Source organism: Streptomyces flavalbus (assembly GCF_042674625.1).
GTDB classification, from domain to species: domain Bacteria; phylum Actinomycetota; class Actinomycetes; order Streptomycetales; family Streptomycetaceae; genus Streptomyces; species Streptomyces flavalbus.
Window position 1 is genome coordinate 4,515,285 of the sequence record NZ_JBHTEB010000001.1, and the last position, 21,115, is coordinate 4,536,399.

Annotated in this window: 19 protein-coding genes and 1 pseudogene; 12 read left to right on the forward strand and 8 right to left on the reverse strand. The window is 72.8% G+C overall.

Going from position 1 to position 21,115, the window contains the following annotated elements:
• Positions 1-4: 4 nt before the first annotated feature.
• The 4 genes from cseB to ACFQZ6_RS20370 form a co-directional block, all read right to left on the reverse strand.
• Positions 5-709: a two-component system response regulator CseB gene (cseB, locus tag ACFQZ6_RS20355; protein WP_381611183.1), complete on the reverse strand. Its 705-nt coding sequence runs from the start codon at positions 707-709 to the stop codon at positions 5-7.
• Between the two features lie 60 nt (positions 710-769).
• Positions 770-1,423: a hypothetical protein gene (locus tag ACFQZ6_RS20360; protein ID WP_381611185.1), complete on the reverse strand. Its 654-nt coding sequence runs from the start codon at positions 1,421-1,423 to the stop codon at positions 770-772.
• Positions 1,411-1,950 (reverse strand): SigE family RNA polymerase sigma factor, encoded by a 540-nt coding sequence (locus ACFQZ6_RS20365; RefSeq protein ID WP_381611187.1) that lies wholly within the window; start codon positions 1,948-1,950, stop codon positions 1,411-1,413. The genes ACFQZ6_RS20360 and ACFQZ6_RS20365 overlap by 13 nt, the downstream gene beginning before the upstream one ends.
• Before the next feature lie 220 nt (positions 1,951-2,170).
• Entirely contained in the window at positions 2,171-3,103 is a 933-nt protein-coding gene (locus ACFQZ6_RS20370) for an A/G-specific adenine glycosylase (RefSeq protein WP_381618485.1), read from the reverse strand.
• 371 nt (positions 3,104-3,474) lie between these two features.
• Between ACFQZ6_RS20370 and ACFQZ6_RS20375 the strand changes: the two genes are divergently transcribed.
• Positions 3,475-4,335: a hypothetical protein gene (locus ACFQZ6_RS20375; RefSeq protein ID WP_381611189.1), complete on the forward strand. Its 861-nt coding sequence runs from the start codon at positions 3,475-3,477 to the stop codon at positions 4,333-4,335.
• 90 nt (positions 4,336-4,425) lie between these two features.
• Here the strand turns inward: ACFQZ6_RS20375 and disA are convergent, their stop codons facing one another.
• Entirely contained in the window at positions 4,426-5,550 is a 1,125-nt protein-coding gene (disA, locus tag ACFQZ6_RS20380) for a DNA integrity scanning diadenylate cyclase DisA (protein ID WP_381611191.1), read from the reverse strand.
• Positions 5,551-5,631: 81 nt separating this feature from the next.
• Positions 5,632-7,041, reverse strand: coding sequence for a DNA repair protein RadA (gene radA, locus ACFQZ6_RS20385; RefSeq protein WP_381611193.1), 1,410 nt, complete (start codon positions 7,039-7,041; stop codon positions 5,632-5,634).
• 239 nt (positions 7,042-7,280) lie between these two features.
• On the opposite strand from radA, the gene ACFQZ6_RS20390 reads away from it, so the two are divergent.
• The gene (locus tag ACFQZ6_RS20390) at positions 7,281-9,044 is read left to right on the forward strand and encodes a hypothetical protein (protein WP_381611195.1); all 1,764 of its coding nucleotides are present in this window, start codon (positions 7,281-7,283) and stop codon (positions 9,042-9,044) included.
• Between the two features lie 74 nt (positions 9,045-9,118).
• Here the strand turns inward: ACFQZ6_RS20390 and ACFQZ6_RS20395 are convergent, their stop codons facing one another.
• Positions 9,119-10,012: a hypothetical protein gene (locus ACFQZ6_RS20395; RefSeq protein WP_381611197.1), complete on the reverse strand. Its 894-nt coding sequence runs from the start codon at positions 10,010-10,012 to the stop codon at positions 9,119-9,121.
• An 83-nt stretch (positions 10,013-10,095) separates the two neighbouring features.
• Here ACFQZ6_RS20395 and ACFQZ6_RS20400 point away from each other — a divergent pair, with 83 nt between their 5' ends.
• The 4 genes from ACFQZ6_RS20400 to ilvD all read left to right on the forward strand — a co-directional run bounded on the left by ACFQZ6_RS20400 (position 10,096) and on the right by ilvD (position 14,939).
• Positions 10,096-11,028 carry a Ppx/GppA phosphatase family protein gene (locus tag ACFQZ6_RS20400; RefSeq protein WP_381611199.1) on the forward strand — a complete coding sequence of 311 codons (933 nt, stop codon included), beginning with the start codon at positions 10,096-10,098 and terminating at the stop codon, positions 11,026-11,028.
• A gap of 437 nt (positions 11,029-11,465) precedes the next feature.
• Positions 11,466-12,290 (forward strand): sugar phosphate isomerase/epimerase family protein, encoded by an 825-nt coding sequence (locus tag ACFQZ6_RS20405; protein WP_381611200.1) that lies wholly within the window; start codon positions 11,466-11,468, stop codon positions 12,288-12,290.
• On the forward strand, positions 12,287-12,907 hold the full coding sequence (locus ACFQZ6_RS20410) for a TetR/AcrR family transcriptional regulator (RefSeq protein WP_381611202.1): 621 nt from the start codon (positions 12,287-12,289) through the stop codon (positions 12,905-12,907). The genes ACFQZ6_RS20405 and ACFQZ6_RS20410 overlap by 4 nt, the downstream gene beginning before the upstream one ends.
• A gap of 178 nt (positions 12,908-13,085) precedes the next feature.
• A complete protein-coding gene (gene ilvD / locus ACFQZ6_RS20415; protein WP_381611204.1) occupies positions 13,086-14,939 on the forward strand; it encodes a dihydroxy-acid dehydratase in 1,854 nt (617 codons plus the stop codon).
• A gap of 5 nt (positions 14,940-14,944) precedes the next feature.
• On the opposite strand, the gene ACFQZ6_RS20420 is transcribed toward ilvD, so the two are convergent.
• Complete coding sequence (locus ACFQZ6_RS20420) at positions 14,945-17,062, reverse strand: serine/threonine-protein kinase (RefSeq protein WP_381611206.1); 2,118 nt, start codon at positions 17,060-17,062, stop codon at positions 14,945-14,947.
• Positions 17,063-17,242: 180 nt separating this feature from the next.
• Between ACFQZ6_RS20420 and ACFQZ6_RS20425 the strand changes: the two genes are divergently transcribed.
• The 6 genes and pseudogenes from ACFQZ6_RS20425 to ACFQZ6_RS20450 all read left to right on the forward strand — a co-directional run bounded on the left by ACFQZ6_RS20425 (position 17,243) and on the right by ACFQZ6_RS20450 (position 21,043).
• On the forward strand, positions 17,243-17,560 hold the full coding sequence (locus ACFQZ6_RS20425) for an SH3 domain-containing protein (protein WP_381611208.1): 318 nt from the start codon (positions 17,243-17,245) through the stop codon (positions 17,558-17,560).
• A 20-nt stretch (positions 17,561-17,580) separates the two neighbouring features.
• Positions 17,581-17,931 carry an SH3 domain-containing protein gene (locus ACFQZ6_RS20430; RefSeq protein WP_381611210.1) on the forward strand — a complete coding sequence of 117 codons (351 nt, stop codon included), beginning with the start codon at positions 17,581-17,583 and terminating at the stop codon, positions 17,929-17,931.
• 43 nt (positions 17,932-17,974) lie between these two features.
• Positions 17,975-18,468, forward strand: a pseudogene (locus tag ACFQZ6_RS20435) (EamA/RhaT family transporter).
• Between the two features lie 79 nt (positions 18,469-18,547).
• Entirely contained in the window at positions 18,548-19,336 is a 789-nt protein-coding gene (locus ACFQZ6_RS20440) for a class I SAM-dependent methyltransferase (protein ID WP_381611212.1), read from the forward strand.
• A 46-nt stretch (positions 19,337-19,382) separates the two neighbouring features.
• Positions 19,383-20,183: an ABC transporter ATP-binding protein gene (locus tag ACFQZ6_RS20445; RefSeq protein WP_381611214.1), complete on the forward strand. Its 801-nt coding sequence runs from the start codon at positions 19,383-19,385 to the stop codon at positions 20,181-20,183.
• Positions 20,180-21,043 (forward strand): ABC transporter permease, encoded by an 864-nt coding sequence (locus ACFQZ6_RS20450; RefSeq protein WP_381611216.1) that lies wholly within the window; start codon positions 20,180-20,182, stop codon positions 21,041-21,043. The genes ACFQZ6_RS20445 and ACFQZ6_RS20450 overlap by 4 nt, the downstream gene beginning before the upstream one ends.
• The last annotated feature ends 72 nt before the right edge of the window (positions 21,044-21,115 follow it).

Below are 21,115 nucleotides of genomic sequence, written 5' to 3' on the forward strand. Positions count from 1 at the left end.
GCCGTCAGGGCTTGAGCTTGTAGCCGAAGCCGCGGACCGTCTCGATGCGGTCCTGGCCGATCTTCGTTCGCAGCCGCTGCACATGCACGTCGACGACGCGGGTGTCCCCGCCCCAGCCGTAGTCCCAGACGCGTTCGAGGAGCTTGTCGCGGGAGAGCACCGTGCCCGGCGCGGTGGAGAACTCCAGCAGCAGCCGCATCTCCGTCGGCGTCAGCGCCACCGGCCGCCCGGACCGCCGTACCTCCATGCCGTCCGTGTCGATCTCCAGCTCGCCGAAGGTGAGCACCCCGCCCTCGGCCGGTGCGGCGGCCTCCTCCTGCCGCGCCCCGCCGCCCGCGTGCCCGAAGCGGCGCAGCACCGCGCGGATCCGGGCGACCAGGACGGCGCCGTCGAACGGCTTGGTCACGTAGTCGTCGGCGCCCGCCTCAAGCCCCAGCACCACGTCGATGGCGTCGGCCCGCGCGGACAGCATGATCACCGGCACGGTCGACTCGTCCCGGATACGACGGCACAGGCTGACCCCGTCGAGCCCCGGGACCATGACGTCCAGCAGGGCGATGTCGGGCCGGTCGCAGCGGAACGCCTCCAGGCCGGACAGGCCGTCCGGCATCGCCGTCACCGCGAAACCGACCCGCTCCAGGGCGAGTTGGGTCGCCTCGCGGATGACGTCGTCGTCCTCGACGAACAGGACGTGCGTCTGCTCTGCCATCCAGGTGCTCTCAGTTCTCGTGGCGTGGTGACTCGGTTCGTCTCTTCCGTGGTCCTGGCCTCAGGTGTCGCCCGGGACCGGGGTCGGTTCGCCCGCGACGGTGCCGTACTCGTTGTGCGTGCGGTACCGCTCGGTGAAACGGCCCCCCGTCCAGTGGTACGTGATCACGTTCTCGCCGGACGGGTTCGACACCGGGTCGCCACGCCCGTACACCTGCTTGGTCACCACCAGGTCGCCGCGGTCTATCTCGGCGTAGACCGGCGGCTCCTCCGCCCGGAACACGTTCAGGTACCGGCCGTCCGTCTCGCGGTACACGTACGAGCCGACGCCGACCGCGTCCCCGCAGGTCAGCACGTTGACGACGACCTCGCTCGGGGCGCGGCCGGTCAGCTCGCCGTAGGAGACGTCGACGGGGTAGTCGTCGGCGGCGCACGGCTTCAGCTCGCGCTTGACCGCCGCCGAGACCAGCGGGTCCGTCCTGACCAGCCGGACCGCGTCCACCCGCCGCGGGGCGGCGGACGGCACCACCATCGACGGGGACGCCGCCCCCGCCACCGAGTCCGACCCGGCGGGGCCCTCGTCCCGCGCGCCGGTGCCGTCGCTGCCGCAGGCCGAGACCAGCAGCGCGAAGGCGGTGAGGGCGGCGGCTGCCGCGCTCACCGCCCGCAGGGTGGATCGGGCCGGTCCGGGCCCCGCGTCGGTCAGGCCGCGCAACGCTCCCGCTCCTCACGCTCCAGCGCGCGTGCGTCGAGGTCGCGGGCCTCCAGCTCCTCGCGGAGGCGGGCGAGCGCCCGGTGCAGCGTGCTCTTGACCGTTCCGGCCGACATGCCAAGCGCGGCGGCGGTCTCCTCGGTGGACATCTGCTCCCAGTGTCGCAGCACCACGACACTGCGCTGCTTCGGGGCGAGCACCTTCAGTACGTCCATCAACAGGGCCCGGTCCGCCTGCTGTTCGGTGGCGTCGTCGACGGAGGCGTCCGGGAGCTGCTCCGTCGGCACCTCCTCCAGCTTCCGCGCCCGCCACCACTCGGTCCGCGTGTTGATCATGACTCGGCGCAGATAGGCGTCCGCGAGCCGCTTGTCCGCGATGCCGTCCCAGCGGCCGTACGTCCGCACCAGCGCCGTCTGGAGCAGGTCCTGGGCGTCGATCGGGTCGGGGACCAGGCGGCGGGCGCTGCGCAGCAGCGCGTCCTGCCGCGTGCGGACGTACTCCTCGAACTCGAGCACCTCTTCCTGCGCCATGATCAACCGCCTCCCGCTTCCCCGTGGTGTCGCTCCGCCGTGGCCGCGCCACCCTGCGGGCCACGGAAGAGAAGCTACGGATCACTTGTCACGGCGCTGTGCGAAGGATCCTGCGGGAAACGCTCGGCTGTCCGTCGGTTGTGTAACGGATGTAGGCGGGGGATAAGAGCGAGGGCCGATACGTGTGGATATCTCCCCTTTGTGGTGGGGGAGGCGGGCGTCAGGTCATCGGCAGCCGGTACAGGCCGCCCGGCAGTGGTTCCACCAGGCCGTCCGCGACCAGCCCGTCCAACGCCCGCGCCCGCTGCACCGGTTCGTGCCACACCCGGTCAAGCGCCGCCTGCGACACCGGCGCGTGCGCCTCGCGCAGGACGGCCAGCAGCTTGCCGCGCACCTGACGGTCCGTCCCGGCGTACGTCTGGCCGCGGCGCGGCGGTCCCTCGTGTTCCGGCTTGCCCGCGAGCCGCCAGGCGCAGCGCGCGGCGATCGGACAGCGGTGGCAGGACTCGTTCTTCGCCGTGCACACCAGCGCGCCCAGCTCCATCGAGGCGGCGGCCCAGCGCGCGGCGGTCCGCTCGTCCTCGGGCAGCAGCGCACGCGCGAGCCTGCGTTCGGCGGCGGTCGTGGCGTTCGGCGGGTACCGCACCCCGGTCACCGCCCGCGCGAGGACCCGGCGCACATTGGTGTCGAGTACGGCGTGCCGCTGCCCGTAGGCGAACGACGCCACGGCCGCCGCCGTGTACTCCCCGATGCCGGGCAGCGCCAGCAACTGGCCGTGGTCGGTGGGTACGTCCCCGCCGTGCCGTTCCGCTATGGCGACCGCGGCGCCGTGCAGCCGCAGCGCGCGGCGCGGGTAGCCGAGGCGGCCCCAGGCGCGTACCGCCTCGCCGGGTGCCTCGCGGGCGAGGTCGGCAGGGCGGGGCCAGCGGGCCAGCCACTGCTCGTAGACGGGCAGGACGCGGCTGACCGGCGTCTGCTGCAACATGAACTCGCTGACCATGACGCCCCACGGTCCCGCCTCGGGGTGCCGCCAGGGCAGGTCACGCGCGTGCTCGTCGAACCACGTGATGACGGGGGCGTGCAGGTCCTCGCCGCCGGGTCCGTGCGGCGGCTCCTCGTACGCGGGCCGGGGCTCGGAGAGGGGCTGGGGCATCGACGTGGGGGCGGGCGTCGACGGGTGCGGGGACGTGGGCTCGTGCGAGGGCGTCGACGGGTGCGGGGACGTGGGCTCGTGCGAGGGCGTCGACGTGTTCGAGGGCGGCGACGCGTGGGAGGACGTCGGCTCGTGCGAGGGCTTCGGCTCGTGCGGTGGCTGGGGTTCGGAGAGCGGCTGGGGCTTCGTTGGCGCAGTCATGGCCCTTCCGATCCTGCCATGCCGGACACCGCGGGAGCGGGCAGTGACGTCGGCGTCACGGTGGCGTACGGCGTCGAACACGCCCGCGCGGGATGATGATCCGTAAAGATTGGCGCCCGGGGCGGCGGGTGTGGCAAGCGAACGCGCCGATCTCTCGTACAGTTTGCGCCGTGGGATCTCTGCGCAATCCGGTTGGGCCGCTTCCCTCCTCCATCTACTGGCGACGGAGGGTCGTCCTGCTGTCCGTGCTCGCCCTGTTGGCCTTGCTGATCCTCTGGATCATGGTGTCCGGCGGCGGGGGAAGCGACAACGGCGCCGACGGCTCCAACGGGGAGAGTCCCTCGCCGACCGTCTCGACCATCACGCCGGGTCCCTCCGGGTCGGGACCGGCGATCAGCCAAGCGCCGGGCGGGCGCGACGAGTCGAGCGGCGGGGACTCCAGCGGGAACTCCAACGGTGGTGGTTCCGGGGGCGGTTCGGGCACGGGCTCGGGGGACGGCGGCTCCGGTGACGGTTCCGGGGACGGCGGCAGCGGCGGGAGCGGGGGTGCCGCCGGGTCCGGTGGCGGTAACGGTTCCGCGGGCACCGGGGTGGGCAGTGGCGACGCGCTGCCCGCGGGGTCCTCGATCCCCAACTGCTCCGCCGACGCGGTGACGTTGAGCCTGAGCAGCGTGCGCAACTCGTACGCGCCCGGCGAGCGGCCCGCCTTCCGGCTGACGGCGAAGAACTCCTCCAGCGGTGACTGCAAGGTCGATCTCGGCCCGAAGACCGCGGTGTTGACGATCACTCAGGCCACGGACGACGACGCGTACTGGTCGTCGGACGACTGCCCCAAGGGCGCGGGGAGCCTGTTCTTCCGGGTGCCCGCCGGGAGCAGCATCACCTACCCCGTGGAGTGGGACCGCAAGCCGAGCGCCCCGTCCTGCGGGACGCCCCCGGCGGGCACGGCCTCGCCCGGGACGTACCTGGTGGAGGCCAAGGCCCCGGGGTTCCCGAAGGCGCGGACGTCGTTCGTGCTGGACGCCGACTAGGGCGTCCGGGCGGTCGCCGGGTACTGGCACCCGGTACCCGCCGGGTACAGGCACCCGGTACACGCTGGGCACCCGGCGCTGGCGCCGTCGTCAGACGTACCGCTCCAGGATCGACGACTCCGCCAGCCGCGACAGACCCTCCCGTACGCTGCGCGCCCGGGCCTCGCCCACGCCGTCCACGGTCTGGAGGTCGTCGACGCTGGCGGCGAGCAGCTTCTGGAGGCCGCCGAAGTGCTCCACCAGGCGGTCGATGATCGCGCCCGGCAGCCGCGGCACCTTGGCCAGCAGCCGGAAGCCGCGCGGCGACACCGCGGAGTCGAGGGTCTCGGGCGAGCCGGTGTACCCCAGGGCGCGGGCGACCGTGGGCAGTTCGAGCAGCTCGGCGTGGGTGAGGGCGTCCAGCTCGGCGAGGGCCTCCTCGACCGTGCGGGAGCGCTTGGCGGTGGGCTCGGGCACGTAGTCCCGCACGACCAGCTCACGCTCGGGTTCGACGCCCGCGATCAGCTCGTCGAGCTGGAGGGCGAGCAGCCGCCCGTCGGTGCCCAGCTCCACCACGTACTCGGCGATCTCGGTGGCGATCCGGCGGACCATCTCCAGGCGCTGCGCGACCGCGGAGACGTCGCGGACCGTCACCAGGTCCTCGATCTCCAGCGCTGACAACGTTCCCGCGACCTCGTCGAGGCGGAGCTTGTAGCGCTCCAGGGTGGCGAGGGCCTGGTTGGCGCGGGACAGGATCGCCGCGGAGTCCTCCAGGACGCGGCGCTGCCCGGAGACGTAGAGGGCGATCAGCCGCATCGACTGGGAGACGGAGACCACCGGGAAGCCGACCTGCTTGCTGACCCGGTCCGCGGTGCGGTGCCGGGTGCCGGTCTCCTCCGTCGGGATCGTCGCGTCGGGCACGAACTGCACGCCCGCGCGGAGGATCTTCGACAGGTCGGAGGAGAGCACGATGCCGCCGTCCAGCTTGCACAGCTCCCGCAGCCGGGTCGCGGTGAACTCGACGTCCAGCACGAAGCCGCCCGTGCACATCGCCTCGACGGTCTTGTCCGAGCCGAGCACGATCAGGCCGCCGGTGTTGCCGCGCAGGACCCGCTCAAGGCCGTCACGCAGGGCGGTGCCGGGCGCCACGGCGCTCAGCGAGGCGCGCATCAGGCCATCGGAACCGGCACTCCCACCGGACTTTCCGGGAGCTGCTGCCCGGTCGTTGGCTGCCACTGCACTCCTCCGGTCGCAGGTTCTGGGGCGCTCCCGTCAGGCGCACACTGTTCGTACGGACGGGCGAGACCAGGGCAAAGTCTACCGGCGCTCCTCCGTCTCCCGGGGGGCGTCTCGACGACGGGAGCGCGGCAGCACCCTCAGGGCGTCCCCTATGTCCGCGACTTCCAGCACCTTCATGCCGGGCGGGACCTTGCCGGGATCGCCCGGTACCAGGGCGTGCGTGAAGCCCAGGCGGTGTGCTTCGGCGAGCCTGCGCTGTACGCCCGTGACCCGTCTCACCTCGCCCGCGAGGCCGACCTCGCCGATGGCGACCAGGTTCTTCGGCAGCGGGGTGTCGCTGGCGGCGGAGGCGAGGGCGAGGGCCACGGCGAGGTCGGCGGCGGGCTCGGAGAGCTTCACGCCGCCGACCGTCGCGGAGTAGATGTCCCGCTTGCCCAAGGCGCTGATCCGGCCGCGCTGTTCCAGGACGGCCAGCATCATCGACACGCGGGAGGTCTCCAAGCCGGAGGTCGTGCGGCGCGGGGAGGGGATCTGGGAGTCGACGGTGAGCGCCTGCACCTCCGCGACCAGCGGGCGGCGGCCCTCCAGGGTGACCGTCAGGCAGGTGCCGGGGACGGGCTCGGCACGCCGGGTCAGGAACAGGCCGCTGGGGTCGGCGAGGCCGACGATGCCCTCGTCGTGCAGTTCGAAGCAGCCGACCTCGTCGGTGGCGCCGTAGCGGTTCTTGACGCCGCGGACGAGGCGCAGGCGCGCGTGCCGGTCGCCCTCGAAGTGCAGCACGACGTCGACCAGGTGCTCCAGCAGGCGGGGTCCGGCGATCGCGCCGTCCTTGGTGACGTGGCCCACCAGGAGCGTGGACATGCCGCGTTCCTTGGAGGCGCGGATCAGGGCGCCCGCGACCTCCCGGACCTGGGCCATGCCGCCGGGGGCGCCGTCGATCTCCGGGGAGGCGACCGTCTGCACCGAGTCCATGATCAAAAGGGACGGCTTCACCGCGTCCAAGTGGCCGAGGACGGCGGCGAGATCGGTCTCGGCGGCCAGGTAGAGGTGGTCGTCGATGGCGCCGATGCGGTCGGCGCGCAGCCGGACCTGGCTCGCGGACTCCTCACCGGTGACGTAGAGCGTGCGGTGGTCGTCGCTGGCCGCCTTGGCCGCCACGTCGAGCAGCAGCGTGGACTTGCCGACGCCCGGTTCCCCCGCGAGCAGCACCACCGCGCCGGGGACGAGCCCGCCGCCGAGGACCCGGTCCAGCTCGGGGACGCCGGTGGAGCGGGCGGTGGCCTGGCGGCCGTCGACCTGGCCGATGGGCAGCGCGGAGGTGGTGACGCGGCCCGGGGTGGTGGTCCGCACGGCGGGCGCGCCGTACTCCTCGACCGTCCCCCACGCCTGGCACTCGGGGCAGCGGCCGAGCCACTTGGCCGTCTGCCAGCCGCACTCGGTGCAGCGGTAGGACGGCCGGTCCTTGGTGGTCTTCGTACGGGCAGCCATGCACGAAACCGTAGCCGCCCCCACTGACAACGCCCCGCCCGCTCGCCCCTTGGCCGATGCATGAGTGCCGCAACTCGCCATAACGGGCCGCAATCCGGCGGAATCATCCACCACCGCCACGAACGGGTCACGGAATGCGGCATTCCTGTCCCCTTATGAGGGATCGTTTCACCCGTACGGATTAAAAGCCCTCAAGGGGCGCGAACGGACACTCCCACGGCCCCTACGGTCGCCGGGTGATGAGCAGCAGCCCGGAGACCTCGACCCGCACCACCGGCGCGCGCCCCGCCGCGCACCGCGCGCACCGCGAGGCGCGCGACCGTGCCGCGGCGCGCACGCTGGCCCAGCGATCCCCCGCGCGCTACGAGCCCTACCTGGACGGACTGTTCACGTACTGCCTCTCGGTGCTCTGCGACCACGACGCCGCGACCGCCGCCCTCGGCGACGTGCTCGTCCTCGCCGAACGGCGCGGTCAGCGCGCCCCCGAGGCCGTCGGGGACCGCAGGGCCTGGCTGTACGCGCTGGCCCGCTGGTCGTGCCTGCGGAAGCTGGCCGAGGCCAAGCAGAAACGTCAGGCCCACCACGCCGTGGGCCGTCCCGCGACCGCCCGGCACGGCTCGGCCCAGCCCGCCGTGGCGCCCGTCTCGGAGGAGGAGCGGCAGCGGCGGCGCCGTGAACTCGCCCGGCTCGCCTGGCCGGAGGCCGCGGGCACCACGCCGGAGCAGCGCGAGGCCCTCGAACTCGCCGTGCGCCACCACCTCGCCGCCCACGAGGTCGCCGCGGTGCTGGGCATGGACCTCGCCGCCGCCCGTGAGCTGCTGGCCTCCGCCGCCTGCGAGGTGGAGCGCACGCGCGCGGCCCTCGCCGTCGTGGAGACCGGCAGTTGCCCCGGCGTCGCCCGGCTCACCGGCGACGGCCAACTGGTGCTCAGCTCCGCCGTGCGCAAGGAACTCGTCCGGCACGTCGACGACTGCCCGCGCTGCCGCCGCACCGCCCAGCGCGCCGTCCCCGGCCGCTGGCCCGGCGCCACCGTGACCCCCGCCGAGCTGCCCGTCCTGGCGGCGCCCCGCGCGGCCCTGCACCTGGCGATGGTCCACCACCCGCGCGTGCGGGGCGGTGCCCCCCGCTTCGACCGGCGCGGCTTCCCCATGGACCCCAAGGACCGCGCGGCCCGGCGGGACCGGCTACGCGCGCGTGCCGTCACGACGACGGTCGTCGCCACCGTCGTCGCCGCCCCCGTGATCGCCCTGTGGTCCGCCTACCGGGGCACCCCGGTCGCGGGTGAGGCGGGAGAGGGCCGCGCGACCGCCGCCAGCCGCGAGGACGACCCGGCCGACGGCAGGGGCACGGCCAGCGGCGACGACTACGGCTACGAGAACACCGGCAACGCCACCACGCCCGGCCCGCCCGCCTCCGACGTCTCCGTGGAGGTCTACGGCGTCACCGGCGCCGGGAGCAGGGGCGCGGGCCACCTCGACGTGCGCGCCGACAGCATCGGCGACACCACGCTGATCACCCTCACGGCGTCGGGCCCCGCGCCGGTCCGCTGGTCCCTGGCCACCCAGGGCTCCTGGCTCTACGCGAGCCGCTCCTCGGGAACCCTCCGGCCCGGCGAGACGTTCACGGTCAAGGTGTACGTCGACCATCTGCGCGAGCCGTCCGGGCACTGGACGGCACGCGTGGCGATCGCGCCCGCGGGCGCCGTCGTCTCCATCCACGGCTACGGCACCGCGCCCCGCCCCTCCGACCCGCGCCCCGCCCCCCGACCCGACCCGCGCCCGACCGGCCGCCCCGGCACCCCGAAGCCGCCGACGCCGCCCACCGAGCCGACCCGGCCGCCGACGACACCGCCGACCAACCCCTCGGACCCGGCCCCGAGCGACCCACCGCCCACGTCCCAGGACCCCGACCCGACACCCGATCCGGAGCCCCCGCCGAGCGACCCGCCGCCGTCCAGCTCGCAGGACACCGGCTCACCGCCGAGCGCGAGCGGGGCGCCGTAAGGGCGATGGGACGGAAGGGGCGGGCGGCTACCGCGGGCCGGGCGGCCGGGGAGCCGGAGACAGCGCGCCGTCGGTCAGACGACCGTCTTCGGCCCCGCCCCCGTCGGCCTCGCCGGATCCGCCGGATGCGGTGCCAGCAGCGGCAGCCCGGACGCCAGCCGCTCCTCGCACAGCTCCACGAGCCGGTCGTAGCCCGCCTTGCCCATCAGCTCGGTCAGCTCCGCCCGGTAGGAGACGTACACCGGGTCGCCCGCGCCGTGCGCCGAGGTGGCCGAGGTGCACCACCAGTGCAGGTCATGCCCGCCGGGACCCCAGCCGCGGCGGTCGTACTCCCCGATGGACACCTGGAGGACGCGGGTGTCGTCGGGCCGGTCGATCCAGTCGTAGGTGCGCCGGATGGGCAACTGCCAGCAGACGTCCGGCTTGGTCTCCAGCGGCTCGCGGCCCTCCCTCAGGGCGAGGATGTGCAGCGAGCAGCCCGCGCCGCCCGCGAAGCCGGGCCGGTTCTGGAAGATGCAGGAGCCCTGGAAGGGTCGGGTCTGCCGGTCGCCGTCCTCGTCCTCGGAGACCCAGCCGTTCCTCGTGCCCTCGGCGTGGTGCTGCCAGATGTCCGGCGTGAGCCTCGCCACATGACCGGCGACGCGCTTCTCGTCGTCCTCGTCGGAGAAGTGCGCGCCCAGCGTGCAGCACCCGTCGTCCGCGCGACCTGCTTGGATGCCCTGGCAGCCGCTGCCGAAGACGCAGTTCCAGCGAGAGGTCAGCCATGTCAGATCGCACCGGAAGACCTGCTCGTCGTCCGCCGGATCCGGGAACTCCACCCAGGCACGCGCGAAGTCGAGCCCTTTCTCATCCGGCTCCTGAGCCACGACGGCCCCAGCCTGACGGGAGCCTTCATCCCGCTTGGCCGCTTTCACCGCCTTCGTCGTCTTCGTCGGCTTTCTGTCCTTCGCCTTTTTCGTCTTTGGCACGGGTCAAGGGTAAGAGGTCGGGCTCCACTTCCGGGACCGCCGCGGGGGCCGCAGCCGTCCGCGCTGGCAGTAGCGTTCCGTACATGAGACTCGGTGTCCTGGACGTGGGAAGCAACACGGTGCATCTGCTGGTCGTGGACGCGCACCCGGGCGCGCGCCCGCTGCCCGCGCACTCGCACAAGGAGGAGCTGCGGCTCGCCGAACTCCTCGACGACGCCGGGGCCGTCCGCCCGGACGGCGTCAGCAGGCTCGTCGGCGTCGTCCAGGACGCCCTCCAGGCCGCCGAGGACAAGGGCGTCGAGGAACTGCTGCCGTTCGCCACGTCCGCCATACGCGAGGCGAGCAACGCCGACGAGGTCCTCGCGCGCGTGCGGGACGAGACCGGCGTCCAGCTCCAGGTCCTCACCGGCGCCGAGGAGGCCCGGCTCACCTTCCTCGCCGCCCGCCGCTGGTTCGGCTGGTCGGCGGGGAAACTGCTGGTCCTCGACATCGGCGGCGGTTCCCTGGAGATCGCCTACGGCATGGACGAGGAACCCGACGCCGCGGTGTCCCTGCCGCTCGGCGCCGGTCGCCTCACCGCTGGCTGGCTGCCGGGCGACCCGCCGACCGCCGAGTCCGTGCGTGCCCTGCGCCGCCATGTCCGCGCCGAGATCGCGCGTACGGTGGGCGAGTTCAGCCGCTTCGGGGCGCCGGACCACGTGGTGGCGACGTCCAAGACCTTCAAGCAGCTCGCCCGCATCGGCGGCGCCGCCCGCTCCGCCGAGGGCCTCTACGTCCAGCGCGAGCTGAAGCGGCAGTCCCTGGAGTCCTGGGTGCCCAGGCTGGCCGGGATGACCGCCGACGAGCGCGCCGAACTGCCGGGCGTCTCCGAGGGCCGCGCGGGCCAGCTCCTCGCCGGGGCGCTGGTCGCCGAGGGCGCGATGGACCTCTTCGGCGTGGAGACCCTGGAGATCTGCCCCTGGGCCCTCCGCGAGGGCATCATCCTGCGCCGCCTGGACCACATGCCACCGGAGTGAGCGACCACACCTTCGCGCTGGCCGCGCGGCCCAGGGAGCACGGCTGAGGCCTTGGGGACCGCCCCCACCCAGAGGGCCCCGCTGAGGCGGACGGGACCGCACTCACCCCAGAGGGCACCGCTGAGGCGGACGGGACCGCACTCACCCCAGAGGGCACCGCTGAGGCGGACGGGACCGCACTCACCCCAGAGGGCCCCGCTGAGGCGGACGGGACCGCACTCACCCCAGAGGGCACCGCTGAGGCGGACGGGACCGCACCCACCCAGGGGCGCGGGGAACTGCGCGACCAGCCCCCGACCACCCGCACCCGCAAACGACAGAAACCCCCCGCCCCCGGCGCGCACTCCCCAGCGCACGCAACCCCACACACGCGCCCCCACTCCCGGCCCCCCACAGCCCCCCACCCCCGACTCCCCCCACCCCGTTACCCTGTCCCCGTGGCCAACCCAGTCGTACGCGTCCCGGATGCGAAGGTCGCCCTGTCGACGGCCTCCGTCTACCCGGAGTCGACGGCGACGGCCTTCGAGATCGCCGCGCGCCTCGGCTACGACGGCGTCGAGGTGATGGTCTGGACCGACCCGGTCAGCCAGGACATCGAGGCCCTGCGCCGCCTCTCCGACTACCACCGGATGCCGATCCTCGCCGTCCACGCCCCCTGCCTGCTGATCACCCAGCGCGTGTGGTCCACCGACCCCTGGGTCAAACTCCAGCGCGCCCGCGCGGCGGCGGAGAAGCTGGGCGCGTCCACCGTCGTCGTACACCCCCCCTTCCGCTGGCAGCGCCAGTACGCGCGGGACTTCGTCGACGGGATCTGGCGCATGGCGGACGAGACGGACGTACGGTTCGCCGTGGAGAACATGTACCCCTGGCGCTACCGCGACCGCGAGATGCTCGCCTACGCCCCCGACTGGGACGTCACCAAGGACGACTACCGGCACTTCACGATCGACCTCAGCCACGCCGCGACCGCCCGCAACGACGCCCTCGACATGGTCGACCGCATGGGCGACCGTCTCGGCCACGTCCACCTCGCGGACGGCAAGGGCTCCGCGAAGGACGAGCACCTCGTCCCCGGACGCGGCCACCAGCCCTGCGCCGAACTGCTGGAACGCCTCGCCCGCACCGGCTTCGACGGCCATGTGGTCATCGAGGTCAACACCCGCCGCGCGATGTCCAGCGCGGAACGTGAGGCCGACCTCGCGGAGGCCCTGGCCTTCACCCGCCTCCACCTCGCCTCGGCGTCCCGGGTCCCGCGGCCATGACCAGTACGACACCCGCCCCGCGCCGCCGCGGACGCCCCCCGCGCGCGGAGGCCGCCGACGCCCCCGCGACCCGCGACCGGATCCTCAGCGCGGCCCGCGAGGAGTTCTCCCAGCGCGGCTACGACAAGACGTCGGTGCGCGGCATCGCCAAGGCCGCGGGCGTGGACTCGGCGCTGGTCCACCACTACTTCGGCACCAAGGAACAGGTCTTCGAGGCCGCCGTGGAGAAGGCGCTGGCGCCCGCCCTGGACGCCCGGGACACCGCCCTGGACGGCCCCCTGGACGACGTAGGCGAACGTCTCGCCCGCATGATCCTCGGGCTCTGGGAGAACCCGGTGACCCGGGCGCCGCTGCTCGCGATCGTCCGCTCGGCGGTGAACAACGAGGCCGCCGCCACGGTCTTCCGCCGTCTGATCACCTCGCAGTTGATGCGCCGCGTCGCCGCCCGGATGGAAGCGCCGGACGCGGAACTGCGGGTGGAGCTGGCGGCGGCGCAACTGGTGGGCATCATGATGATCCGCTACGTGATCAAGGCGGAGCCGCTGGCGTCGGCGGACATCGAGCAGATCATCCAGCGGGTGGCGCCGGTGGTACAGGGCCACCTGACCAACCCCTGACCGAGCCCCACGCGCCTCCACAGGCCCCCGAAAACCCGGAAGCCCCGCTCACGCCCCCGTCAGCCCCCTGAGACACCCATCCCGGATACCGGACACCATGTCCACCCCTCGGAGCACCGGCGTACGCTCGACGTCAGTCAGAAAACTCTGGCGGCAGTCTCTGAAGGAGCGAGCGACGATGCCCGAGCTGAGGTCCCGCACAGTCACCCACGGCCGCAACATGGCGGGCGCCCGCGCCCTTATGCGCGCCTCCGGTGTACCCGGTGCGGACATCGGCCGGAAGCCGATCATCGCCGTCGCCAACAGCTTCACGGAGTTCGTGCCGGGCCACACCCACCTCCAGCCGGTCGGCAGGATCGTCAGCGAGGCGATCACGGAGGCGGGCGGCATCCCGCGCGAGTTCAACACGATCGCCGTGGACGACGGCATCGCGATGGGCCACGGCGGAATGCTCTACTCCCTGCCGTCCCGCGACCTGATCGCCGACTCGGTCGAGTACATGGTCGAGGCGCACTGCGCCGACGCCCTGGTCTGCATCTCCAACTGCGACAAGATCACCCCGGGCATGTTGATGGCCGCGCTGCGCCTGAACATCCCCACGGTCTTCGTCTCCGGCGGCCCGATGGAGTCCGGCCGCGCCACGCTGGTCGACGGCACGGTCCGCACGCTCGACCTGGTCGACGCGATCTCCGACGCCGTGAACGACAAGATCTCGGACGAGGACATCCTCCGTATCGAGGAGAACGCCTGTCCGACCTGCGGGTCCTGCTCCGGCATGTTCACCGCCAACTCGATGAACTGCCTCACCGAGGCCATCGGCCTCTCCCTCCCCGGCAACGGCTCGGTCCTCGCCACCCACACGGCCCGCAAGCAGCTCTACGTCGCCGCCGCGCGGACGGTCATGGACATCACCCGCCGCTACTACGACGAGGACGACGCGACGGTCCTGCCCCGCAACGTCGCCACGTTCCAGGCGTTCGAGAACGCCATGGCGCTGGACATCGCGATGGGCGGCTCCACGAACACGATCCTGCACCTGCTGGCCGCCGCCCAGGAGGCGGGCGTCGACTTCGGCCTGGAGCAGATCGACGAGGTCAGCCGCCGCGTCCCCTGCCTGGCCAAGGTCGCCCCGAACGTCGCCAAGGACCGCACGTACTACATGGAGGACGTCCACCGCGCGGGCGGCATCCCGGCCCTGCTCGGCGAACTCCACCGAGCCGGTCTCCTCAACGAGGACGTCCACGCGGTCCACAGCCCGTCCCTCTCCGACTGGCTGAAGACCTGGGACGTCCGCGGCGGCTCCCCGTCCCCCGAGGCGGTCGAGCTGTGGCACGCGGCCCCCGGCTGCGTCCGCTCCGCCGAGGCGTTCTCCCAGTCCGAGCGCTGGGAGGCCCTGGACACCGACGCCGAGGGCGGCTGCATCCGCAGCGTCGAGCACGCGTACTCCAAGGACGGCGGCCTCGCGGTCCTCAAGGGCAACCTCGCGGTCGACGGCTGCGTGGTGAAGACGGCGGGCGTCGACGAGTCGATCTGGACCTTCGAGGGCCCGGCGGTCGTCTGCGAGTCCCAGGAGGAAGCCGTCGAGAAGATCCTCAACAAGCAGATCACCCACGGCGACGTGGTCGTCATCCGCTACGAGGGTCCCAAGGGCGGCCCGGGTATGCAGGAGATGCTCTACCCGACGTCCTTCCTCAAGGGCCGCGGCCTGGGCAAGACCTGCGCCCTGGTCACGGACGGCCGGTTCTCCGGCGGCACCTCCGGCCTCTCCATCGGCCACGCCTCCCCGGAGGCGGCGTCCGGCGGCACCATCGCCCTCGTCGAGGACGGCGACCGCATCCGCATCGACATCCCGGGCCGCACCATCGAGCTCCTCGTCGACGCCGGGGAACTCGCCCGCCGCGCCGCGTCCCGCGACGGCACGTACGCCCCCAGGTCCCGCGACCGCAAGGTCTCCGCCGCCCTCCGCGCCTACGCCGCGATGGCGACGAGCGCCGACAAGGGCGCGGTCCGCGACGTCACCAAGCTGACCTGACCCTCCTACCAGCGGCTCGGCTCACGGGCGTCCACGGCGAAGACGGTGCCGTCGGGGGCGCCCGCGTAGACGCGGCCCTGGGCTAGGACGGGGGCGGGCAGCCCGGCCGCGACCCGGTTCGCCTGCTTGGCGAGACGGGGGCGGGTCTGGCCGACGAGTTCGCCGTTGCGGGCGTCGGCGGCGAGCAGCCGCCCATCGGCGAACGAGGCGTAGACATGCCGTCCGTCGGCGACCGGGACCGACCCCCGCGCGGCAGAGGTTTCAAGGGACCACAGCCGCTTCCCCCGCGCCATGTCCACGGCCTCCAGCGCGCCGCCCGCGGACAGAAGGTAGACGACGTCACCCCGCACGGTGGCCGCCGCGTCCAGCCGCTGGACGGGCAGCGCCACGCTCTGCGGCTCCCGGCTGCCAGGGGTGTACCGGACGACGGCGACCGCTTCCCGGCTCACGGTCACGGAGAGGAAGAAGACGGAACCGTCCTCGGCCCCGACCGGCTCCAGCGTTCCTTCCAACTCCTCTTCCCACCGGACGTCGCCCGTGACCGGATCCACCGCAGTGACGACGGTGTTCGCGCCGTCGTAGGACGTGCTTGTCGCGTACGCCAACCGGTCTCCGGCGAACGACGAGAAGTACGGCGCCTTCAGACCAGGGATCCGACGGCTCCACTGGGTGTCGCCCGAGGAACTGTCGACGCCCGTGACAGTTCCGTCGGACGCGGTGAACAGGAGCATCCCCCCGGCGGCGGCCGTACTGCTGGACGCGGGGGCCCGCCGCTCCCAGCGTGCCTTCCCCGAGGCCGGGTCGAGCCCTTCCAGACGCGTGGCCGTCCCCGTCAACGGCTGTACGAGGCCCCCCGACAGGATCGGTGCCCCACTCCAGTCGGTCTCCTCGACGGAGTGCCGCCACAGCACGGCGCCGTCCGACGGGTCGATGGCGAAGACCACCCCGGGCTGCGCGCAGAGCAGCTTCCCGGCGCCGTAGGAGCACTGCGGCATGGACGCCGCCCCAGAGACCGATCCGGTCTCCCACCCGCTGAACGCGGCCGGTGCCGTCCGGGTACCGCTTCGTGTCGGCGCCGGATCGCCACTGTCCGTCAGGCGAACCGACACGAGGCCCCCAACGGTCACCAGTCCCAGCACCGCGGCGACCAGAGCGGCCCGCCACCACCGCGATCTCCCGGAGGGCGACCGCTTCGCGTCCTTTCCTGGCCCTTCGGCGGGGCGGGGCTCAGAACCGGTCGCCCCGGAGTCACCGCCGTCCCGCTGGGCGGGTATGAACACCTGCGTGTCATACGAGGCCGCAACCGACCTCAGCTCCCGCATCAACTCGTCCGGCGTCGGCCGCTCCTCGGGCTCCTTGGCGAGACACCGCAGGATCAGCGGCGCCAGTCCCTCCGGTACCCCCGTCACATCCGGCTCGTCGTGCACGACCTGGTAGGCGACGACATACGGACTGTCCGAGTCGAACGGCCCCCGCCCCGTCGCCGCGTGCACCATGACCGACCCCAGCGCGAAGACGTCCGCGGCGGGCCCCACCTCCCGGGGCCGCCGGAACTGCTCCGGCGCCATGAACGGCGGCGTCCCGATCAACTTCCCCGTCTCGGTCCGCAGTTCGCTGTCCTTGGGCCGCGAGATCCCGAAGTCGATGACCTTCGGCCCGTCATCGGCGAGCAGCACGTTGCTCGGCTTCAGATCCCGGTGCACGACCCCGACCCGATGGATGTCCCGCAGCGCCTCCGCCAGCCCGGCCATCAGCCGCCGCAACTGCTCCGGAGCCAGCGAACCGTTCCGCTTCACCTGCTCGGCCAGCGTCGGCCCGGGAATGAACAGCGTGGCCATCCACGGCCGCGCGGCCTCCGGATCGGCGTCGACGACGGGCGCGGTGAAGGCACCGCTCACCCGCCGCGCCGCCGCCACCTCCTGCCGGAACCGCCCCCGGAACTCGGGGTCCCTGGCGAACTCGGCGTGGACGACCTTCACCGCGAGCTTCATGCCCGAGGTACTCCGCGCCAGATGCACGACCCCCATGCCACCAGAGCCGAGCGTCGACTCCAGCCGGTAGTGCCCGGCGTACTCGGGAAGTTCCGCTTCCGCGCCCGCTCCGATGTTCCGCTGTGGCGCCATGGGACCACCCCCGTGCTGTTCGTCCGCGCGCGCGACGCACGGAGCTTAGTCGATGACTCGTACGACACAGAGGCGGCTTGCTAGCCTCCGTGTTCCACACGCACACATGCGTGCGTGTCGTGCTTCAGGGGAATCAACGGGGCCCATGAGAATCATGGGGATCAACGGGGGAGGTCTGACATGTCAGTTGACCGTGCCACAGAGGTCGAAGACGGGGACGAGGCGGAGGCGCTCACCACCGAAGCGACCTTCCGTACCTATCCGGTCGCTCCGGGCGTCCGTCTCAACGTCCGCAGCGGCCCCGGGACGGGCTACAGCATCATCCGCGTCCTGCCCGAGGGCAGCCGCGTCCCGATCTACTGCCAGACACCGGGTACGACGGTGACCGGCCCCTACGGCACCACCAAGCTCTGGGACAACATCAGCAACGGCGAGTTCGTCTCGGACGCCTACGTCTACACCGGCAGCGACGGCTACGTGGCCTCACGCTGCGGGTGAACCATCCACTGGAGGGCTCGATGTCCTTACCCAGCCGTAGATCCATCCTGCTCGCGGGCGCCGGGACCGGCGCCCTCATCACCGTCGTGGGAACGGCTTCCGCCGCCAGCGCGGAAGCCGTGCGCTACTACGACGTCGCACCCGGTGTCCGCCTCAACGTCCGCGGCGGCCCCGGCACCAACTACCCGATCACCCGGGTACTGAGCGAGGGTGCCAAGGTCCCGATCTACTGCCAGACACCGGGTACGACGGTGACCGGCCCCTACGGCACCACGAACATCTGGGACAACATCGCCAACGCCGAGTTCGTCTCGGACGCGTACGTCTACACCGGCAGCGACGGCTACATCCGTCCACGCTGCCAGGTGTGAACCTCGCGCGGAGCCCGCGGCCGTCCGGAGCCATAATCGACGCGTGAGCGACGACAACGGCACCCCCACCCCGGCCGCGGGCCCCCGCCCCGACCCCATCCGCTTCTTCGGCACCACCTGGGTCGACCACAGCCGCGGCTACACGGCCCGCCGCGTCGGCGTCGCCGTCGGCTCCCTCGCCGCGGCCACCGCCGCCTGCCTCGTCCTCCGCTTCGCCTACGACGGCCTCCAGCTCGCCGACACCGGCAGCTTCGTCACCCTCCTCGTCGTCGTGATGTTCGCGGTGTGCAGCGCCCTGGCCTTCCGCCACACCTGGGACGGCTTCAGCAAGCGCCCCGACCCCGACCGCCAGGCGTCCCTGCGCGGCCTGCTGACCATCGGCTTCGTCGGCTCCCTCCTCGCCTACTTCTTCCGCGCCCTCACCGAGGCCCCGGCGAGAGGCTCCACCGCGAGGAGTACGAGGCCGCCCGCGCGCAGTACGAGAAGCGCACGGCCCGCCGCACCGGCAACCCGTCGAAGAAGCGCCGCCGCCCCTAGCCAGCAGCCCCACCAGCGAAAGCCCCGGCGCACAGAAAACGCCTTCGCCCACGCCGGAACCCAGGTCCACCATGGCCGTATGACCTCACCCGGCACGGCCCCCGACACCACCGCCCCCCTCACTCCCCGAGCCCTCTCCTTCGACACCGCCGCGTCCCAGTACGCCGCCAACCGCCCCTCCTACCCCCCGACCCTCCTCGACGCCATCGAGGAACTCTCCGGCAACCCCCTGACCGGCACCCGCGTCGCGGACATAGGCGCCGGTACGGGACTGGCGACCGCCCTCCTCCACGCGCGCGGCGCCGAGGTCATCGCCGTGGAGCCCGGCACCGGCATGGCCGCCGAGTTCCGCCGCGCCCTCCCCGACGTCCCCCTCGTCCTGGGCGACGGCAACGCCCTGCCCCTCGCGGACCGCTCCGTCGACCTCCTCACCTACGCCCAGTCCTGGCACTGGACCGACCCGGAACGCTCGGTCCCGGAGGCCCTCCGCGTGCTGCGCCCCGGCGGCGCGCTCGCCCTGTGGTGGAACACCGACGCCCCCGACGTGCCCTGGATCGCCGACCAGGCGGACCGCATCGCCCGCCACTACGGCGCCGACGCCACCTTCGACAAGAGCGGTCGCCCCGTCCGCCCCGCCGACCCGACCGGCCGTCTGCGCTTCACCAGTCGCGAACTCCCCTGGAGCCGCCGCGTCCCGCTGGACACCCACCTCGCCAACATCACCAGCCACTCCCTCTTCCTCATCCACGGCCCGGACCGCGCCGCCGCCTTCCTCACCGCGGAGCGCGCCCACCTGCTGGAGCGCTTCCCCGACGGGATCGTCGAGGAGACCTACGTCGTCCAACTGCTGCTCGCCTCGTCGCCCTGACCTCCTCGCTTGACGACCCCAACGCACCAGGAGGATTATTCATCACATGATGAATTACGTCAGCGATCCTCCCGACGCGGGCGGCACCCCCGCCGTCCGCGCCGAGCACCTCACCGTCCTACGCGGCCCCCGCACGGTCCTGCGCACCCTCGACTTCGCCGTCCCCCGCGGCCAGGTCACCGGCCTGCTCGGACCCTCCGGCTGCGGCAAGTCGACCCTGATGCGCGCGATCGTCGGCACCCAGGCCAAGGTCACCGGCACCCTGGAAGTCCTCGGCCACCCCGCGGGCCACCCCACCCTGCGCACCCGCATCGGCTACGTCACCCAAGCCCCCTCCGTCTACGACGACCTCACCGTCCGCCAGAACCTCGACTACTTCGCCGCCATCCTCGAACCCGGCCGCGCCGCCGCCGACCGCCGCCACGAGGACGTCACCCGCGCCATCGAGGACGTTGACCTCACCACCCACACCGACGCCCTCGCCGGAAACCTCTCCGGCGGCCAGCGCAGCCGCGTCTCCCTCGCCGTGGCCCTCCTCGGCGCCCCCGAACTCCTCGTCCTCGACGAACCCACCGTCGGCCTCGACCCCGTCCTCCGCCGCGACCTCTGGCGCCTCTTCCACGACATCGCCGCCACCCGCGGCGCCACCCTCCTCATCTCCTCCCACGTCATGGACGAGGCCGAGCGCTGCCACCGCCTCCTCCTGATGCGCGAGGGCGAGATCCTCGCCGACGACACCCCGGACGCCCTCCGCGACCGCACTGGCTCCGACACCGTCGAAGCGGCCTTCCTGACCCTCGTGGACCAGGCGACCGCCGCAGCCCGCACCAAGGAGTCCACGCGATGACCGAGCCCAACGGCCCCGCCACCACCGGCCCCACCACGACCAGCGGCACCACCACACCCCACGGGACCAGCCGGACAGCCGGGGAGCCGACCCCACGGCCCGCCCTCGCGCCGCCCACCGCCCTGAACGCCTCCCGCACCCTCGCCACGGCACTCCGCGTCCTCGGCCAGCTCCGCCACGACCCGCGCACCATCGCGCTGATGATCCTGATCCCCTGCCTGCTGCTGTTCCTGCTGCGCTACGTCTTCGACGGCGACCCGCGCACCTTCGACAGCATCGGCGCCTCACTCCTCGGGATCTTCCCGATGGTCACCATGTTCCTGGTGACCTCGATAGCCACCCTCCGCGAACGCACCTCCGGCACCCTCGAACGCCTCCTCGCCATGCCCCTCGGCAAGGGCGACCTGATCGCCGGTTACGCCCTCGCCTTCGGCACCCTCGCGATCATCCAGTCCGCCCTCGCCACCGGTCTCGCCCTGTGGTTCCTGGGCCTCGACGTCACCGGCTCGCCCTGGCTGCTCCTCCTGGTCGCCCTGCTCGACGCCCTGCTCGGCACGGCCCTCGGTCTCTTCGTCTCCGCCTTCGCGGCCTCCGAGTTCCAGGCCGTCCAGTTCATGCCGGCCGTGATCTTCCCCCAACTCCTCCTCTGCGGTCTCTTCACCCCGAGGGACAACATGCACCCGGTCCTGGAAGCCATCTCCGACGTCCTCCCCATGTCCTACGCCGTCGACGGCATGAACGAGGTCCTCAAGCACACCGACATGACCACGACCTTCCTCCGTGACGTCCTGATCGTCGCGGGCTGCGCCCTCCTCGTCCTGGGCCTCGGAGCCGCCACCCTCCGCCGCCGCACGACCTGACCACCCGCCCGCGAGGCCAACGTCCCGCCCAGCGGACAACCCACGCACACCCACCACCCCCGGTGCGAGGAT

Excerpts from the sequence above, each read along its gene's own strand:
- cseB (WP_381611183.1), bottom strand. The coding sequence starts at position 709 with ATGGCAGAGCAGACGCACGTCCTGTTCGTCGAGGACGACGACGTCATC.
- ACFQZ6_RS20365 (WP_381611187.1), bottom strand. The coding sequence starts at position 1,950 with ATGGCGCAGGAAGAGGTGCTCGAGTTCGAGGAGTACGTCCGCACGCGG.
- ACFQZ6_RS20370 (WP_381618485.1), bottom strand. The coding sequence starts at position 3,103 with ATGCCCCAGCCCCTCTCCGAGCCCCGGCCCGCGTACGAGGAGCCGCCG.
- radA (WP_381611193.1), bottom strand. The coding sequence starts at position 7,041 with ATGGCTGCCCGTACGAAGACCACCAAGGACCGGCCGTCCTACCGCTGC.
- ACFQZ6_RS20390 (WP_381611195.1), top strand. The coding sequence starts at position 7,281 with ATGAGCAGCAGCCCGGAGACCTCGACCCGCACCACCGGCGCGCGCCCC.
- ACFQZ6_RS20400 (WP_381611199.1), top strand. The coding sequence starts at position 10,096 with ATGAGACTCGGTGTCCTGGACGTGGGAAGCAACACGGTGCATCTGCTG.
- ACFQZ6_RS20410 (WP_381611202.1), top strand. The coding sequence starts at position 12,287 with ATGACCAGTACGACACCCGCCCCGCGCCGCCGCGGACGCCCCCCGCGC.
- ilvD (WP_381611204.1), top strand. The coding sequence starts at position 13,086 with ATGCCCGAGCTGAGGTCCCGCACAGTCACCCACGGCCGCAACATGGCG.
- ACFQZ6_RS20420 (WP_381611206.1), bottom strand. The coding sequence starts at position 17,062 with ATGGCGCCACAGCGGAACATCGGAGCGGGCGCGGAAGCGGAACTTCCC.
- ACFQZ6_RS20425 (WP_381611208.1), top strand. The coding sequence starts at position 17,243 with ATGTCAGTTGACCGTGCCACAGAGGTCGAAGACGGGGACGAGGCGGAG.
- ACFQZ6_RS20430 (WP_381611210.1), top strand. The coding sequence starts at position 17,581 with ATGTCCTTACCCAGCCGTAGATCCATCCTGCTCGCGGGCGCCGGGACC.
- ACFQZ6_RS20440 (WP_381611212.1), top strand. The coding sequence starts at position 18,548 with ATGACCTCACCCGGCACGGCCCCCGACACCACCGCCCCCCTCACTCCC.
- ACFQZ6_RS20445 (WP_381611214.1), top strand. The coding sequence starts at position 19,383 with ATGATGAATTACGTCAGCGATCCTCCCGACGCGGGCGGCACCCCCGCC.
- ACFQZ6_RS20450 (WP_381611216.1), top strand. The coding sequence starts at position 20,180 with ATGACCGAGCCCAACGGCCCCGCCACCACCGGCCCCACCACGACCAGC.